Source organism: Ruminococcus sp. SR1/5 (assembly GCF_000209835.1).
Lineage (GTDB): Bacteria > Bacillota > Clostridia > Lachnospirales > Lachnospiraceae > Blautia_A > Blautia_A fusiformis.
On the sequence record NC_021014.1, the window covers coordinates 152,799 to 166,437 of the forward strand.

A 13,639-nucleotide genomic window follows, 5' to 3' on the forward strand; every position below is an offset into this window, starting at 1 on the left:
TTATAAACATTGTTTTCGCCATTTGCAAAAAAGAGTGTTTAAATATGTTATTTTTATTATAGCATCGTTAAATTTAGTTGTAAATAAACGTTTTTAGGTGATTTATGAAATGAAAATAATCAAAAATATACTAATTATAATAGGAGCTGTGCTTTTGCTTAATTACATTGTTTATTTACCAATGTGTGTAGACGATTATATCCGTGAAGAGTCAGAAGTGTATTCTGTCCAAAATGCGTACAGATCTTTTACCCTACATAAAAATAGCGCCCATGAAATAAAGCAGACCATGCTGCCGTTTTTATTCGCCCTGCCACTAAACAGAAAAGACTATATTTTTGATGTTACGAATAATTTCTATGCAATCATAAACATATCGGTGTATATCTGGCAGTTTCCAAGGGCGAACATTAGTGGCATAATAGCAAAAAATGAACGAATGTTCGGTTCTGTTTCCCAAAAACCGGACATATACTGTAATGTAGGTGGTAATTGCAATAGGGAGGGTTATTTATGGATTATAAGAAAGAGATTATTGAGATGGTTGAAAAATGCACGAATAATCATTGGATAGCAGGGTTAAGTCCTGTACCGCTTGAGCAGTCTCCAGCTATGATAAGGCTCATGGAACGGAATATGCTTGCGACTATGGGTGAGTGGAAGAATTTCACACGAACCACCGCAAGTGCCGCTCAGAGGCTCTATATCGAACAATGCGACCTTGCATATAATCATGTAATGACTGGAGCGGTTGGGTATACGCAAGCCATCAAAGAGGCAGTTAATAATGTTGTATCAGATGGTGTCACCGTCACATATCCATCTGGCAGAAAAGACACGATTGAAACCGCAGTTGCGCGTTCTGTCAGAACTGGTGTGGCACAGGCTACGGGAGATATATCCCTAAAACGCATGGAAGAAATGGACTGGGATTTAGTTCTAGTCAGTGCTCACATAGGAGCCAGAACGGGTGACGGCGGCCAGAATCCGGGCAATCACTCATGGTGGCAAGGCAAGATATACTCTCGTTCTGGTAAGAGCAAGAAGTTTCCGCCGTTCTCATTGACCGGATACGGAACAGCAAGCGGACTGTCAGGGGTCAACTGCCGGCATAGCTTTGGGGCAAGTGATGGAGAATTCAACCCCTATGCAGAACTATCAGCACAGGATAAAGCTGATAAAGGTAAACAGTATGAAAAAGAACAGCGACAACGTACTTATGAGCGGAGAATCCGAAAAACGAAGCGCGAAGTCCTCGGAATGCAAGCAGCGGTTGATAACTGCAAGGACGAACAGGCGAAATTCGCACTCCAGCAAGACCTTGACCGGAAGTCTTATCTTTTACAGAAACAAAATGCTGCATACAAAGATTACTGCGAGCAGAACGACCTAAGAGAACTGCAAGACCGCCTTATGATAGCGAAATGGAACCGCCAGAACGCCGCAAAAGCCAGAGGAGCGGCAAAACGATATAAAACAGCAAAGGGGATTGACTGATGGACAGATGGGAATATTTCAATCCTAATCCTATTAAGGGTAAGAGAACCGGAGATTGTGCTGTCCGGGCAATATGTAAAGCAACCGGGTTCGACTGGGAAACGGTATTCGCTGGATTAATGATACAGGCGTGTGCTCTGTCAGATATGCCAAGTGCAAATTATGTCTGGGGAGCGTATCTGTATAAGCATGGATACAGACGCAAGCTGATTGAACAATCAGAGCGATATATCTATACAGTCAACGACTTCTGTACAGACCATCCGACAGGCACATACATTCTCTGCATAGATGGTCATGTGGTGACAGTGCAAGATGGCAAATATTTTGACACATGGGATTCCGGTAATGAGATTCCAGTATATTACTGGGAAAAGGAGTAGCTAAATGAGCATATCAGAATTTGTACAGATTTTCCTCTCTATCTGTGGAGGGGTGTCCATTGTCGGAGGGGCGGCAGCCGTAATCTTTAAGTGGATTACACCGGCGTTCAGACTTAATAAGCGAGTAGAGACACTGGAAGAACATGACAAGCGAGATTATGAAAGTCTTCAGAGAATTGCAGAACGTGACTCATTAATCCTGGAAGTGTTATCGACTATGCTGGATAGCCAAATCAGTGGGAACAATGTCGAGGAGTTAAAAAACAAAACAGAAACTCACGGAGTATCTTGCACAGAATCAGCGTTAATTGCATTAATAAGGGGTATGCTCATGAAATTATATGTGTTCACTAAGAAAGATATAGATAGATTTTTGACAGAGTGTAATTTCACGCCGGACGAAGAAAAGCTATTCCGACTGAGATGCAAGGAATATACGCTCGAATACTGCGCTGAACAGATGAATGTGAGTATATCCACGGCGAAACGATTAAGCCGCCGGGTGAATAATAAAATAATCAAAGTATGCTGATACGATAAAAGCCCCGGAGATTATCCAAGGGCTTTTTTGCAATAAGACTATTAATTTTTTCATCATTATGGTATAATATCGTTGTCGCTTGCAGAGGATGTTCTGTAAGTGGAGTGACCAACAATTCCGGTCGCCGAGGGTTGAAACAATAATTTTAAGTGTAAAGAGCTGGTTTTCGGCTCTTTATTCTTTCGCATTTTTCCCGTCCCCGTAACATTTGTAAAACGCCACTGTAAGCTCCGCCAGTTCCTGCGGCATAAGCTTTTCTTTTAAGCTGTCCGGAATACGGCTGTAGTTTGCTCGGAATGTATCAGAACATCTACCGATACTGCAAGCCTTCTTGACTTGTTCGAGCTTGTACATCGCTCCAAGTTCTTCCATACTGATTTCTCCAGCGTTAACGGATTCCCGTCCTTCTTTTGTTAAAATAGACATTGCCTCTTTCTTATTGATAATTCCGATTCCATTAATTCTCATGATATTTTCCTCCTTTTTATAAAATGCGATATCTCACGATATCTTCAACTTTCTCAGGACTTCCATACCAGTATTTTTCGTCTGGATTCCATTTAAGCCCAAATTCTTTTAAAGTCTTTCTACAATAAAAAGTATTTCCAGAAACGACTCCATCGCCAAGATTAAAAAGAACTTCGCGTCCGTCAAGGCAAGCGTTGAAATATTTGCCAAGTTTTGCAAGCTTGAGATCTTCTTTGGCTTTTTCCCATGCTCTTTTAAGTGCTACAGAAATAGTGCATTTACACTGTCTTACGATACTCCATGCATTCTTCATGATTTCTGATTTGTTATACTTCATAACGCTTACCTCCTAAATAATTTCTTGTTCCTCTTTCTGATATTATAATATCACTCAACGGGTGATATGTCAATACTTTTTTGAGCTGTTTTAAAATTGATTTCCATGCAAGAAAAAATCCTGGAGCTTTACTTTTATTGATAAACATAGTAATCTGCGATATTATAAATTGGGCTATTTTTATTATTCTTCTATTTTTTTAATATCTTCTCTTACAACTCTCTCAAGCAAACTAATAACATACTCTGGAGGATTGCGTTTGCCACCATCCCAGTTTTCGATGCTCCTTTTAGGAATACCGTATTTTTCAGAAAAAGCTTGCTGTGTAAGTCCAGATAACGTTCTGATTTCGTGAAAATCAAGAGGATTTGAAGAAACTTTTTCGGGAAAAACATCCTCCTCTCTCACCTGATAAGAAAAGAATCCCATCGAGGACGGAAGGATCCTGAAATAGAACACCTCATTGCCTTCTTCTGTCCAGGTTTGCTGCAAAAATATTTTTGAGCGCTGTTCATCTAATGCAAACTTTTCATCTGAATCAGAATAAACAGCATAAGAACATAAATTTCCTGTGTCAGTTTTTATTCTTTTCATTTCATCATAGATAAATCTAGTTCTGACATATCTAACTATACTATATACTTGTTCTATTTTAAGATTTGGAAATAAAATTCCAATCTGTTTATATGTCCTGTTCCAAAAACGCATATTATATTTAGCATCTAGTTCTATTGATACATCACTATAACCATTACTACAAACTGACAGAAGATGATACACTGTATCAATTATTTCCTTATCATTGATTGGAGAAATTAATTCTGCATTATCTGGAAAATCAAATGGTAAAAGATTTGACTTCTCCTGATTCTCAAGATCGTGTTTTACCATGTTCAAAAACTCTTCATAATCGTATTTTTTTAACATCTTATTTCCGCTCCATCTTTTCTTCATAATCGCTCAAAGCTTCTTTAAATTTTCTTTCGCAAATATTGTTTTCGCAATCAATATCGCTATTTAATTCAACGTCTAATTCTCTTGGACTGTAAGCGCAATAACGGTTTTCGATAAACCATTTTGCTTCTTTGATCTCGTAAATAGTTTCCATGGCTTTTTTCATGCGCTCCGGCATTTTCTTTCTACCTTTGGATTCATGAAAATTAATGCAACTGTTTCCATACTCGATCATTTTCTTACGGATATCCTCAGCCCAGGCGATCTGCTTTGGACTACCAATCAGTTCCGGTAATTCTTTACACATATTCTTTGCTTCCCTCCATGCTTTCTTGAGACCAGAGGAAATAGACATTCTCATTTTCTTAACTAACTCCCATGCTCTTTTCATTATTACCGCTAAATTATATTTTTTCATGTCCTTTTCCTCCTTAGTTTTCTTATTTCCTCTTTCTGATATTATAATACCACTCAATGAGTGATAAGTCAATACTTTTTTGGTACTTTTTTGAACTTTTTAGATCGATATATCTATGCAAAAATATAATCAGAAAGGTGGTGCATAAGATGGCATTATATAACAATCCTTATCAATATAGTTTTGGCGTTCCGGGGCAGATGAATCAGTTCCAGCAACAGCCTGTCCAGATGCCAGCTCAACCAGTACAGCAAGGGTACATCCTCGAACTTGAGAACGAGCTGATTGATACCGATCAGCTTCAGACAGTGGCGAATATTATCGGCGAACAGATTGCAGGAGCACGATTCCGGAATCTTGAGGGTGATCTGGTGTACAACCCGCTCGTCGAGTTTGGAGACATGGTGTACACTTACGACCGATTAGGGAATAAGTACCTTACTCCTCTGACAGATGTATCAGGTAACGTGGGCGGCCTGACTACAGTTAAGACACAGGCCGATGATCCAATCAGAGGCAGCAGTGACTTTTACGGGAATAGCACGAAAACTATAGTTGCGGCACGTCAGATGGTGCAAAAAGAAAATCCGCAAGAGAAGAGGCTATACAGAGACTAGCTGAAACACTCCGTTCTTCGAGCGGTCTGTATATGACGCAAGAGCCACAGCAGGATGGCAGTATTATATACTACATGCACAATAAGCCGACACGACATGCTGAAGGTGTCGTTGTACTTTGACCAGTCAAAAACCAAACTTGCGGACTACCAGACTTTTTCCGTTGCGGTTGATGTGGCGTCTCTGACACAGGAACAGATAGTCGATATCCTGTCAGATGATGGGAAGTTCAAGGGTCTGTACTACGAAAAAGATGAAAGTGGAAACCAGACACTGTTTATCTCATTCAATGCCATGAAAGGTGGCGTCATCAGTCTTGGCGGCACGAATAATGGAAACGGTCAGTTGAAGATTTACGATGCTGACGGAAATCAGATATCGAGATTAGGATATACCGGATATGTCGTACTTAACAAGAACACCGGAAACCCGATGGTATCTCTTAACACTGCCGGATTGCGATTATATACGGACTACACAGATGCAGACAACTACAATGCACTGATGCTTGGAAAATACGGGCTGTACGCACAGAAAGTCCAAAATAACGTGCCTGAACTTTGGATGGAAGGTGATACGAGCAAAAAATGGGAAGGCTATATTGTTCGCTATCTGAACAACAAAGTCCGAATAAATACAAACTCACTTTTTACGGACGGATGCGAACTTGGAGCAAATTTTTCGACAGATGGAAGTGCAACTATTGGCAAAAGCTTGAGCGTAGGCGGAAACGCAACTGTCGATGGACCCCTTATGTTTTACGACTTGGAAAATCAAGCAAAAACATCCGGCAAAGTCAAAAGACAACCGGTAGCGTCCGTAAGCGCAGATGATTCGCAAGTGGCCTATCTTTTTTCGGGAACAGGCCGTAAGCACGGAGATGCGGCAACATACAGACGTTTAGGAATCCGTGCTAAATGGGGTGGATCTGGCTTTAGCACAGACTATTTATATACAACCTCACAAGTTTCCGACATCCGCTTAAAAGAAAACATCGAAAACAGCGAAACAGACGCCCTCGAAACGGTTAATCGCATGAAAGTTCGTCAATTTGACTGGAAAGAGCGGATGGGCGGATGGCACCAAAACATCGGTTTCGTGGCGGATGAACTGGAAGAAATCGACCCGAACTTGGCTCTGGGCGGCGGATATGACGAAAACGGCGAGATGGATATTAAACAGATTAACAGCCCGTATCTTCTCAACTACGCCATTAAAGCCATACAGGAACTTAGCGCAAAGGTTGACGAGCAAGAAAAACATATCAAAGAGTTAGAAAGGAGATTACAATAATGGGAAAATTTAACGAGTATTCACAGAAAGCAACACCGGCGGACAACGACACACTGATGATTTACGACGCAACATCGAAGGCAAACAAGCTTTCGCCGTTCAGCGGAATCTGGAACTGGATCGTTGAGAAACTGACCAATGCGGTCATCAGCAACTTGCAGACGAACAACAAGACGGTGGTTGGAGCACTTAATGAATTAAATAGTAAAAGCCCTTGTGGAATTGTTCTACAGCACCGGATGCCGTGTTTCGGAAATGGTGATTCTGAAGAAAACTGACATTGACTTTCGGACCAAGGAAGTTCATCTGTTTGGAAAAGGCAGTAAACACCGGATATCGTATATCAACGCCAGAGCCGAAGTTGCTCTGAAGAAATACTGGCTCAGCCGGAAAGGTGATTCCGACAGCGTGATATCCACCGTCCGTCAGCCATATCGGGGCATTACAAAGACGCAAATTGAGCAGATAGTCCGGCAGATTGGCGAACGTTCCGGCATCGGCAGACACTTATACCCGCATCTGATAAGACACACAACAGCGAGCATGGCGCTCGAACGGGGAATGAACGTCACCGACTTACAGAAGATGCTCGGACATGAAAAACTTGACACGACTATGATTTACGCAAAAGTAGCGCAGGAATCTGTACGCTACAGCCACCACAAATATGTTTCATGAAATCATGAAAGGAGTTGATAGAATTGGAATTTAAAGGTATTGACGTATCATCCAACCAAGGGAAACCGGACTGGGCGAAAGTGGCTAAATCCGGTATCAAATTCGCAATCTTGAGAATACACCAAAGGTCCGGCGTTGACAGCTCATTCGAGTACAACTACAAGGGATGCAAGAGCAACGGAATCCTTATCGGTGGATATAAGTACAGCTACGCTTTAACACCGGCACAGGCGATTGACGAGGCGGAAGATGTGATTGCCGCACTAAACGGGCGTGGACTGGACTTCCCGGTGTTCTATGATCTCGAGTGGTCTAATCAGCGAAAACTCGGTAAACAGGCAGTCGAAAACATTGCAGTCGCATTTCTGACTAGGATGAAGAAAGCTGGTTATAAGGTCGGTATCTACTGCAATCTGGACTGGTATAATAACGTTCTGACTGATGCACTCAGGAAGTATGAGTGTTGGATTGCACGATATCCGGCGAATGATAATGGCACTGTCCAGACACGGCTGAAGCCATCGATCGGTGTAGGTTGGCAATATTCCAGTAAGGGAAAAGTATCCGGTATCAGTGGAAATGTTGATATGGATGTGTTCTACAAGGACTATAGAGGAACGACACAGAAAGGAGAAACAGCAATGGTAAAAATCAGTAACTGCGGACATGATGAAAACGGAAGGTATGCAGGTGGGAAAGCAGGAGATCAGACTGGTACAGAATATCGGATTATGAACTGGTACAGCAGACCGTGGCTCTGTGTCCTGAGATTCAATGACGCAAAAATCGCAGCCATGATTGCAGATATGGCGACAAAAGCGGCCCAGAACAATCTCATCGGGTACGATCAGGGTACTGCCGGAAACAGCAATGACCGGTATTCGTTCTGGCAGCACTTAAAGGCAAGTAACTATGATCCGGCGCAGATCACGGTAGCTTGTGAATCCGATTGCAGTGCGAGCACAGCAGCTATCGTCAAGGGGGCTGGGTATCGCTTAAATAACGCAAAACTCAAGGCAGTCAGTATCTATCTGACGACACGGAACATGAGAGCCGCAATGAAGGCTGCTGGTGCGAAAGTACTGACGGATAGTAAGTATCTGACATCTGGTGACTATTTAAAGGCAGGAGATATCCTCCTGAACGATAATCACCACGTGGCTATTGCTGTTACCACCGGTGCAAAAGTAAGTACACCTTCAACTACGCTTACCGGTACCTTCCAGACAAGACTTCCGATTCTGAGAAAGGGCAGTTCCGGTACAGCTGTGGCAATGCTTCAGGCGATGCTGGGAGTGGAAGTTGACAAACAGTTCGGGAATGACACATATAATTCCCTTAAAGTTTTCCAGAAAAATGTTGGCGTAAAGGCAAATGGAACTTGCGGCATTGATACCTGGAAGAAAGTGATTGAGCACATGAAGGCGAATACGAAATAACGTTCTGATTGATTTTTCCTTCAGAACAAGGTATACTATCAACAGCCGCACAGGGGTTGAACTTATGATGTATAATATCCTGTGTGGCTACGCACAAGTGAAGAGTGCAGACTGATTCCACCGTGCATGAACGGAAGAGCTGTATGTCCCAATTCGGGGGCTGTTAGCAGCGGCACGAGCGGACAGTCAGAAAAGAGTTGGGCCTAAAAACCCGACTCTCTTTTTTACGTCAAATTACGATGTTGTGAACAGATATAGATTTACACGGTTAGTCACAAATTAGTCACAAACGAAGTCCTGAAACCCGCATAAACAAAGGATTCTTGAAGATTTTCATTAAAATTAGAATAATGAAAATGAAATGAGGAGAGTAGAAGTGAAAAAGATCATGAAGAAAAATCAGGTAATCATCACCTCGCTGGCCATTCTCATTGCTGTGGCCGGATATCTGAATTTCGCAGATGTGGATCTGGGATTTAAGGATAAGGAGACGAGTACAGACAGCAGCAGTATCCTGGATGACGTGGATTATGACCTGACCGATGAAACAGCCCTTCTGGATGAGAACGGGGCAGATGGCACAACCCAGTCGGAGGTGATGGATACCGCATCCCCGGGCGAGGCCGTACTTACCGGTGCTTCGGATTTTGCAGCACAGGCAAAAGTCAGCAGGGAGCAGGTGCGTTCCCAGAACAAAGCGGACCTGCAGGCGATCATCAGTAATAAAGACATCAGCGAAGAGGAAAAACAGAATGCTATTAACACAATGGTTTCCATGACAGATCTTACAGAAAAAGAGGCGGCTGCAGAGCTTCTTCTGGAGGCGAAGGGCTTTGAAAATGTGATCGTAAATCTAACGGGTGAAACTGCGGATGTTGTGGTGCCGGATGCAGATCTGGAGGATGCAAAACGTGCACAGATCGAGGATATTGTAAAGAGGAAAACCGGTGTGGCAGCAGAGAGCATTGTGATCACGCCTCTGAGTCAAAGTAAAAATGCATCGGATGTCATAAATACTGCAGATGAAGCTGAAAAAATACGGGAGGTGCAGAGGATAATGCGGAAAGTACAGGTGAGGAGGTGCAGGATACCGCTGCATCTGTGGAAAGCGATTCGGCGGATCAAACATCTGAGGACGCAGAGACGGCTGCAGATATCCAGAACGATCAGACTATTGATACAGAGGGAATTTACGACTGAATTGCCTTGACAGCAAAGCCTTGTCTATACTAGAATAGGAAAGGTTATAGTAAAATAGAGATATCAGAGAATATACAGGAGGCTCACGTGTCGAAGTATACGAAAGAAATAGAAAAAAGAAGAACATTTGCCATCATCTCTCATCCGGATGCTGGTAAAACAACATTAACAGAAAAATTTCTGCTGTATGGAGGGGCCATCAATCTGGCCGGAAGTGTAAAGGGTAAGGCTACGGCCCGCCATGCAGTATCAGACTGGATGGAGATCGAGAAGGAAAGAGGTATTTCCGTTACTTCATCCGTTCTTCAGTTCCATTATGACGGATATTGTATAAACATTCTGGATACACCTGGACATCAGGATTTCTCCGAGGATACCTACCGTACATTGATGGCTGCGGATTCAGCAGTTATGGTCATCGATGGATCCAAGGGTGTTGAGGCACAGACCCGTAAGCTTTTCAAGGTCTGTGTTATGAGACACATTCCGATCTTTACTTTTATCAATAAGATGGACAGAGATGCCAACGATACTTTTGATCTTTTGGATGAGATCGAAAAAGAGCTTGGTATTGCAACCTGTCCGATCAACTGGCCAATCGGTTCCGGTAAGAAATTCCGGGGTGTGTTTGATCGTAATACAAAGAAGATCCTTACCTTTTCCGATACACAGAAGGGCACCAAGGAAGGTGTGATAGAAGAGATTGATATTAATGATCCCCGTGCAGATGATGTCATGGATCCTGAGCAGAAAGAGCAGCTGATGGAAGAAATCGAGCTTCTGGATGGTGCAAGCGCGGAGTTTTCTCAGGAAGAGGTCAGCAAAGGACAGCTGACACCGGTATTTTTCGGTTCTGCTCTTACCAACTTTGGTGTGGAAACATTTCTGGAGCATTTCCTGAAGATGACCACTTCTCCGCTTCCGAGAACTGCAGACTGCGGACCGGTAGATCCTATGAGTGATGATTTTTCAGCCTTTGTATTTAAGATTCAGGCGAATATGAACAAGGCTCACAGAGACCGTATCGCATTTATGAGGATCTGTTCAGGCAAGTTTGATGCGACCAAAGAGGTTTATCATGTGCAGGGAGACAAGAAGATGCGACTTCTTCAGCCGCAGCAGATGATGGCAGAATCCCGTCATGTTGTGGAGGAGGCGTATGCAGGTGATATCATCGGTGTCTTTGACCCGGGTATTTTTTCTATTGGAGATACCATCTGCGCACCTGGAAAGAAATTTGCCTTTGAGGGGATCCCGACCTTCGCGCCGGAGCATTTCGCACGTGTGCGTCAGATCGATACCATGAAGAGAAAACAGTTTGTAAAAGGTATCAACCAGATCGCTCAGGAAGGTGCAATCCAGATATTCCAGGAGTTTAACACCGGTATGGAAGAGATCATTGTGGGTGTTGTAGGTATCCTGCAATTTGATGTCCTGAAATACCGTCTGGAGAATGAGTATAATGTAGATATCCGCCTGGAAACACTTCCATATGAGCATATCCGCTGGATTGCCAACAAGGAGACTGTAAAAGTAGACAAGATCGTGGGAACTTCTGATATGAAGAAAGTCACAGACCTTAAGGGAAATCCGTTGCTGCTCTTTGTCAATGCATGGAGTGTTGGCATGGTTGAGGACAGAAACCCTGATCTGGTACTGACAGAATTCAGTAAATAAGCCCTTTTATTTCATAACTTTTTTTGATATAATAGTATAAAATTACGAACAAAAATATTATATCCGTAGGAGGGTTTCCCATGGCAGAAAAAAGAACAACATATAAGATACAGGATTTGGGCGGAATCGGTGAAGTTCACATTGCAGATGAAGTTGTTGCGATCGTTGCAGGACTTGCAGCAACAGATGTGGATGGAGTTGCTTCCATGGCAGGAAATATCACCAATGAGCTGGTAAGTAAACTTGGAAAGAAGAATCTGTCCAAGGGCGTGAGAGTAACCATTCTGGAAGGAGTCGTTACCGTGGATCTGTCACTGAATATCGAGTATGGCAGAAACATTCTTGAGACAAGCAAGAAGGTTCAGGAGAAGGTTAAATCCGCTATTGAGAATATGACAGGACTTGAGGTTGCAGATGTAAATATTCATATTGCCAGCGTGGATATGGAGAACGAAAAAGGAAAGTAAACCTTTCCTTTTTCCGTCTTAGGAGGAAATTATGAGAAGAAGAGAACAGAGAGAACATGTATTTAAACTTATGTTTATGACAGAGTTTAATTCAGAAGAAGAGATGACAGAACAGCTCTCTCTTTATTTTGAAGGTCTTGGAGAACTTTCAGAACAGGACCAGGAATATATGAAGAAGAAGTACGCACATGTGAAAGAACATCTGGAAGAGATCGATGCACAGCTGAACAGTGCAAGCCGTGGATGGAAGACAAAGCGTATGAGCCGTGTGGATCTTGCGGCACTTCGTCTGGCAGTATATGAGATGGAATATGATGCAGACGTACCGACAGGAGTAGCTATCAACGAAGCGGTAGAACTTGCCAAAAGATTTGGCGGAGATGCTTCCGGCTCCTTTGTAAATGGAGTACTGGGTAAGATCGCATCTGAGAAGGATGAGAAGAAAAACGAGGAGGAGACTGCTGATACAGAAGAGAAGGCAGCAGAAGCCCCGGAAGAGAACGCATGAGAAATGTCTATTCTGTCGGTCAGGTAAACCATTATGTCAAAAATATGTTTACCCAGGATTACTTTCTCCGGAAAGTCTATGTAAAGGGAGAGGTATCCAACTGTAAATACCATACCAGCGGACATATTTATTTTTCCCTGAAGGATGAAACAGGCACATTAAGCTGTGTGATGTTTGCGGGACACCGTAGGGGTCTTGCTTTTCGCATGAAGGACGGGGATAAGGTAGTTGCAGGCGGAATTGTAGACGTATATGAGAGAGACGGGCGTTATCAGCTTTATGCAAAAGAGATCACACTGGAGGGTGCTGGTGCCCTCTATGAGCGGTATCTGGCACTGAAACAGGAACTTGAGGATATGGGGATGTTTGCCCAGGAATATAAGCAGCCCATTCCTCATTTTATTCATACCCTTGGCGTGGTGACAGCACCTACTGGTGCAGCAGTACAGGATATCCGCAATATTGCAGGCAGAAGGAATCCATATCTGCAGGTGATCCTTTATCCGGCACTTGTGCAGGGAGAGGGAGCGGCGCAGAGTATCGTAAAGGGAATCCGGATGCTGGATGAAGCAGGGGTGGACGTGATCATCGTCGGCCGTGGAGGTGGCTCTATTGAAGATCTCTGGGCCTTTAACGAGGAGAGCGTTGCCCGTGCTATTTTTGAGTGCAGGACACCGGTGATCTCGGCAGTGGGACATGAGACGGATTTTACCATTGCGGATTTTGTAGCAGATCTGCGGGCACCTACACCATCTGCTGCAGCAGAGCTGGCAGTGGATGATTTTCGCAGTGTTCTGGAGAGCTTTCATATGTACGGAGACCGTCTGCAGCGTGCCATGAACAGTAAGACAGAACTTTTTGCCGCAAAACTTAAGGCCTATGAGAACAGATTCCAGTATCTGAGCCCGGAGTCCATGTTACGTGAAAAACGTCAGTATGCATCGGAGCTGGAGGAATGCCTGCGTTCTTCCATGGAACAAAAGCTTACAGAGAAAAGACATGAACTGGCAATATGGATCCAGCGGTTTGAGGGACTTTCTCCATTAAGAAAGCTAAATGGAGGATATGCATTTGTGTCCGACTTAGGCGGACATGCGGTGACAGAGATCAGTCAGATAAAAAAGGTGACAGGATCTCCATTGCAGTAACCGATGGAGTCATA

General features: G+C 43.3%; 18 protein-coding genes. 14 read left to right on the top strand and 4 right to left on the bottom strand.

From position 1 onward, the window contains the following. Positions 1-109 precede the first annotated feature (109 nt). The 4 genes from CK1_RS00775 to CK1_RS00790 are packed head-to-tail and all read left to right on the top strand — an operon-like array spanning position 110 to position 2,412. Positions 110-574, top strand: a complete 465-nt coding sequence (locus CK1_RS00775; RefSeq protein ID WP_015524442.1) for a hypothetical protein — start codon at positions 110-112, stop codon at positions 572-574. Then, positions 514-1,497 (top strand): phage minor capsid protein, encoded by a 984-nt coding sequence (locus CK1_RS00780; RefSeq protein WP_015524443.1) that lies wholly within the window; start codon positions 514-516, stop codon positions 1,495-1,497. The genes CK1_RS00775 and CK1_RS00780 overlap by 61 nt, the downstream gene beginning before the upstream one ends. Then, complete coding sequence (locus CK1_RS00785) at positions 1,497-1,880, top strand: hypothetical protein (protein WP_015524444.1); 384 nt, start codon at positions 1,497-1,499, stop codon at positions 1,878-1,880. The genes CK1_RS00780 and CK1_RS00785 overlap by 1 nt, the downstream gene beginning before the upstream one ends. A 4-nt stretch (positions 1,881-1,884) precedes the next feature. Further along, complete coding sequence (locus tag CK1_RS00790) at positions 1,885-2,412, top strand: hypothetical protein (RefSeq protein ID WP_015524445.1); 528 nt, start codon at positions 1,885-1,887, stop codon at positions 2,410-2,412. A 183-nt stretch (positions 2,413-2,595) separates the two neighbouring features. Here the strand turns inward: CK1_RS00790 and CK1_RS00795 are convergent, their stop codons facing one another. From CK1_RS00795 to CK1_RS00810, 4 genes are all read right to left on the bottom strand, one after another. Then, the gene (locus CK1_RS00795) at positions 2,596-2,889 is read right to left on the bottom strand and encodes a hypothetical protein (protein WP_015524446.1); all 294 of its coding nucleotides are present in this window, start codon (positions 2,887-2,889) and stop codon (positions 2,596-2,598) included. 16 nt (positions 2,890-2,905) lie between these two features. Further along, positions 2,906-3,226: a hypothetical protein gene (locus CK1_RS00800; protein ID WP_015524447.1), complete on the bottom strand. Its 321-nt coding sequence runs from the start codon at positions 3,224-3,226 to the stop codon at positions 2,906-2,908. 183 nt (positions 3,227-3,409) lie between these two features. Continuing rightward, complete coding sequence (locus CK1_RS00805; protein ID WP_015524448.1) at positions 3,410-4,180, bottom strand: helix-turn-helix domain-containing protein; 771 nt, start codon at positions 4,178-4,180, stop codon at positions 3,410-3,412. Next, positions 4,155-4,598 carry a hypothetical protein gene (locus tag CK1_RS00810; protein WP_015524449.1) on the bottom strand — a complete coding sequence of 148 codons (444 nt, stop codon included), beginning with the start codon at positions 4,596-4,598 and terminating at the stop codon, positions 4,155-4,157. Before CK1_RS00810 ends, CK1_RS00805 begins: the two co-directional genes overlap by 26 nt. Positions 4,599-4,747: 149 nt before the next feature. Between CK1_RS00810 and CK1_RS00815 the strand changes: the two genes are divergently transcribed. The 10 genes from CK1_RS00815 to xseA all read left to right on the top strand — a co-directional run bounded on the left by CK1_RS00815 (position 4,748) and on the right by xseA (position 13,625). After that, on the top strand, positions 4,748-5,215 hold the full coding sequence (locus CK1_RS00815; RefSeq protein WP_015524450.1) for a hypothetical protein: 468 nt from the start codon (positions 4,748-4,750) through the stop codon (positions 5,213-5,215). Between the two features lie 54 nt (positions 5,216-5,269). Then, a complete protein-coding gene (locus tag CK1_RS00820; RefSeq protein WP_015524451.1) occupies positions 5,270-6,508 on the top strand; it encodes a tail fiber domain-containing protein in 1,239 nt (412 codons plus the stop codon). After that, the gene (locus CK1_RS00825; protein ID WP_015524452.1) at positions 6,508-6,786 is read left to right on the top strand and encodes a hypothetical protein; all 279 of its coding nucleotides are present in this window, start codon (positions 6,508-6,510) and stop codon (positions 6,784-6,786) included. The genes CK1_RS00820 and CK1_RS00825 overlap by 1 nt, the downstream gene beginning before the upstream one ends. Further along, positions 6,764-7,186, top strand: coding sequence for a tyrosine-type recombinase/integrase (locus tag CK1_RS00830; RefSeq protein ID WP_306288664.1), 423 nt, complete (start codon positions 6,764-6,766; stop codon positions 7,184-7,186). Before CK1_RS00825 ends, CK1_RS00830 begins: the two co-directional genes overlap by 23 nt. A gap of 23 nt (positions 7,187-7,209) precedes the next feature. Beyond that, positions 7,210-8,625 (top strand): endolysin-like domain-containing protein, encoded by a 1,416-nt coding sequence (locus CK1_RS00835; protein WP_306288665.1) that lies wholly within the window; start codon positions 7,210-7,212, stop codon positions 8,623-8,625. 376 nt (positions 8,626-9,001) lie between these two features. Further along, on the top strand, positions 9,002-9,835 hold the full coding sequence (locus CK1_RS00840; protein WP_353611091.1) for a SpoIIIAH-like family protein: 834 nt from the start codon (positions 9,002-9,004) through the stop codon (positions 9,833-9,835). 77 nt (positions 9,836-9,912) lie between these two features. Further along, positions 9,913-11,502: a peptide chain release factor 3 gene (locus tag CK1_RS00845; protein ID WP_059085481.1), complete on the top strand. Its 1,590-nt coding sequence runs from the start codon at positions 9,913-9,915 to the stop codon at positions 11,500-11,502. An 80-nt stretch (positions 11,503-11,582) separates the two neighbouring features. Then, complete coding sequence (locus CK1_RS00850) at positions 11,583-11,969, top strand: Asp23/Gls24 family envelope stress response protein (protein ID WP_015524453.1); 387 nt, start codon at positions 11,583-11,585, stop codon at positions 11,967-11,969. Positions 11,970-12,000: 31 nt separating this feature from the next. Next, entirely contained in the window at positions 12,001-12,477 is a 477-nt protein-coding gene (nusB, locus tag CK1_RS00855; RefSeq protein WP_015524454.1) for a transcription antitermination factor NusB, read from the top strand. After that, complete coding sequence (xseA, locus tag CK1_RS00860) at positions 12,474-13,625, top strand: exodeoxyribonuclease VII large subunit (protein ID WP_015524455.1); 1,152 nt, start codon at positions 12,474-12,476, stop codon at positions 13,623-13,625. Before nusB ends, xseA begins: the two co-directional genes overlap by 4 nt. Positions 13,626-13,639 lie beyond the last annotated feature (14 nt).

Bases quoted from the DNA above. Each gene is read 5' to 3' on its own strand.
- xseA (WP_015524455.1), top strand. From the start codon at position 12,474: ATGAGAAATGTCTATTCTGTCGGTCAGGTAAACCATTATGTCAAAAAT.
- CK1_RS00850 (WP_015524453.1), top strand. From the start codon at position 11,583: ATGGCAGAAAAAAGAACAACATATAAGATACAGGATTTGGGCGGAATC.
- nusB (WP_015524454.1), top strand. From the start codon at position 12,001: ATGAGAAGAAGAGAACAGAGAGAACATGTATTTAAACTTATGTTTATG.
- CK1_RS00780 (WP_015524443.1), top strand. From the start codon at position 514: ATGGATTATAAGAAAGAGATTATTGAGATGGTTGAAAAATGCACGAAT.
- CK1_RS00805 (WP_015524448.1), bottom strand. From the start codon at position 4,180: ATGAAGAAAAGATGGAGCGGAAATAAGATGTTAAAAAAATACGATTAT.
- CK1_RS00795 (WP_015524446.1), bottom strand. From the start codon at position 2,889: ATGAGAATTAATGGAATCGGAATTATCAATAAGAAAGAGGCAATGTCT.
- CK1_RS00775 (WP_015524442.1), top strand. From the start codon at position 110: ATGAAAATAATCAAAAATATACTAATTATAATAGGAGCTGTGCTTTTG.
- CK1_RS00810 (WP_015524449.1), bottom strand. From the start codon at position 4,598: ATGAAAAAATATAATTTAGCGGTAATAATGAAAAGAGCATGGGAGTTA.
- CK1_RS00800 (WP_015524447.1), bottom strand. From the start codon at position 3,226: ATGAAGTATAACAAATCAGAAATCATGAAGAATGCATGGAGTATCGTA.
- CK1_RS00790 (WP_015524445.1), top strand. From the start codon at position 1,885: ATGAGCATATCAGAATTTGTACAGATTTTCCTCTCTATCTGTGGAGGG.
- CK1_RS00825 (WP_015524452.1), top strand. From the start codon at position 6,508: ATGGGAAAATTTAACGAGTATTCACAGAAAGCAACACCGGCGGACAAC.
- CK1_RS00785 (WP_015524444.1), top strand. From the start codon at position 1,497: ATGGACAGATGGGAATATTTCAATCCTAATCCTATTAAGGGTAAGAGA.
- CK1_RS00820 (WP_015524451.1), top strand. From the start codon at position 5,270: ATGGCAGTATTATATACTACATGCACAATAAGCCGACACGACATGCTG.
- CK1_RS00830 (WP_306288664.1), top strand. From the start codon at position 6,764: ATGGTGATTCTGAAGAAAACTGACATTGACTTTCGGACCAAGGAAGTT.
- CK1_RS00815 (WP_015524450.1), top strand. From the start codon at position 4,748: ATGGCATTATATAACAATCCTTATCAATATAGTTTTGGCGTTCCGGGG.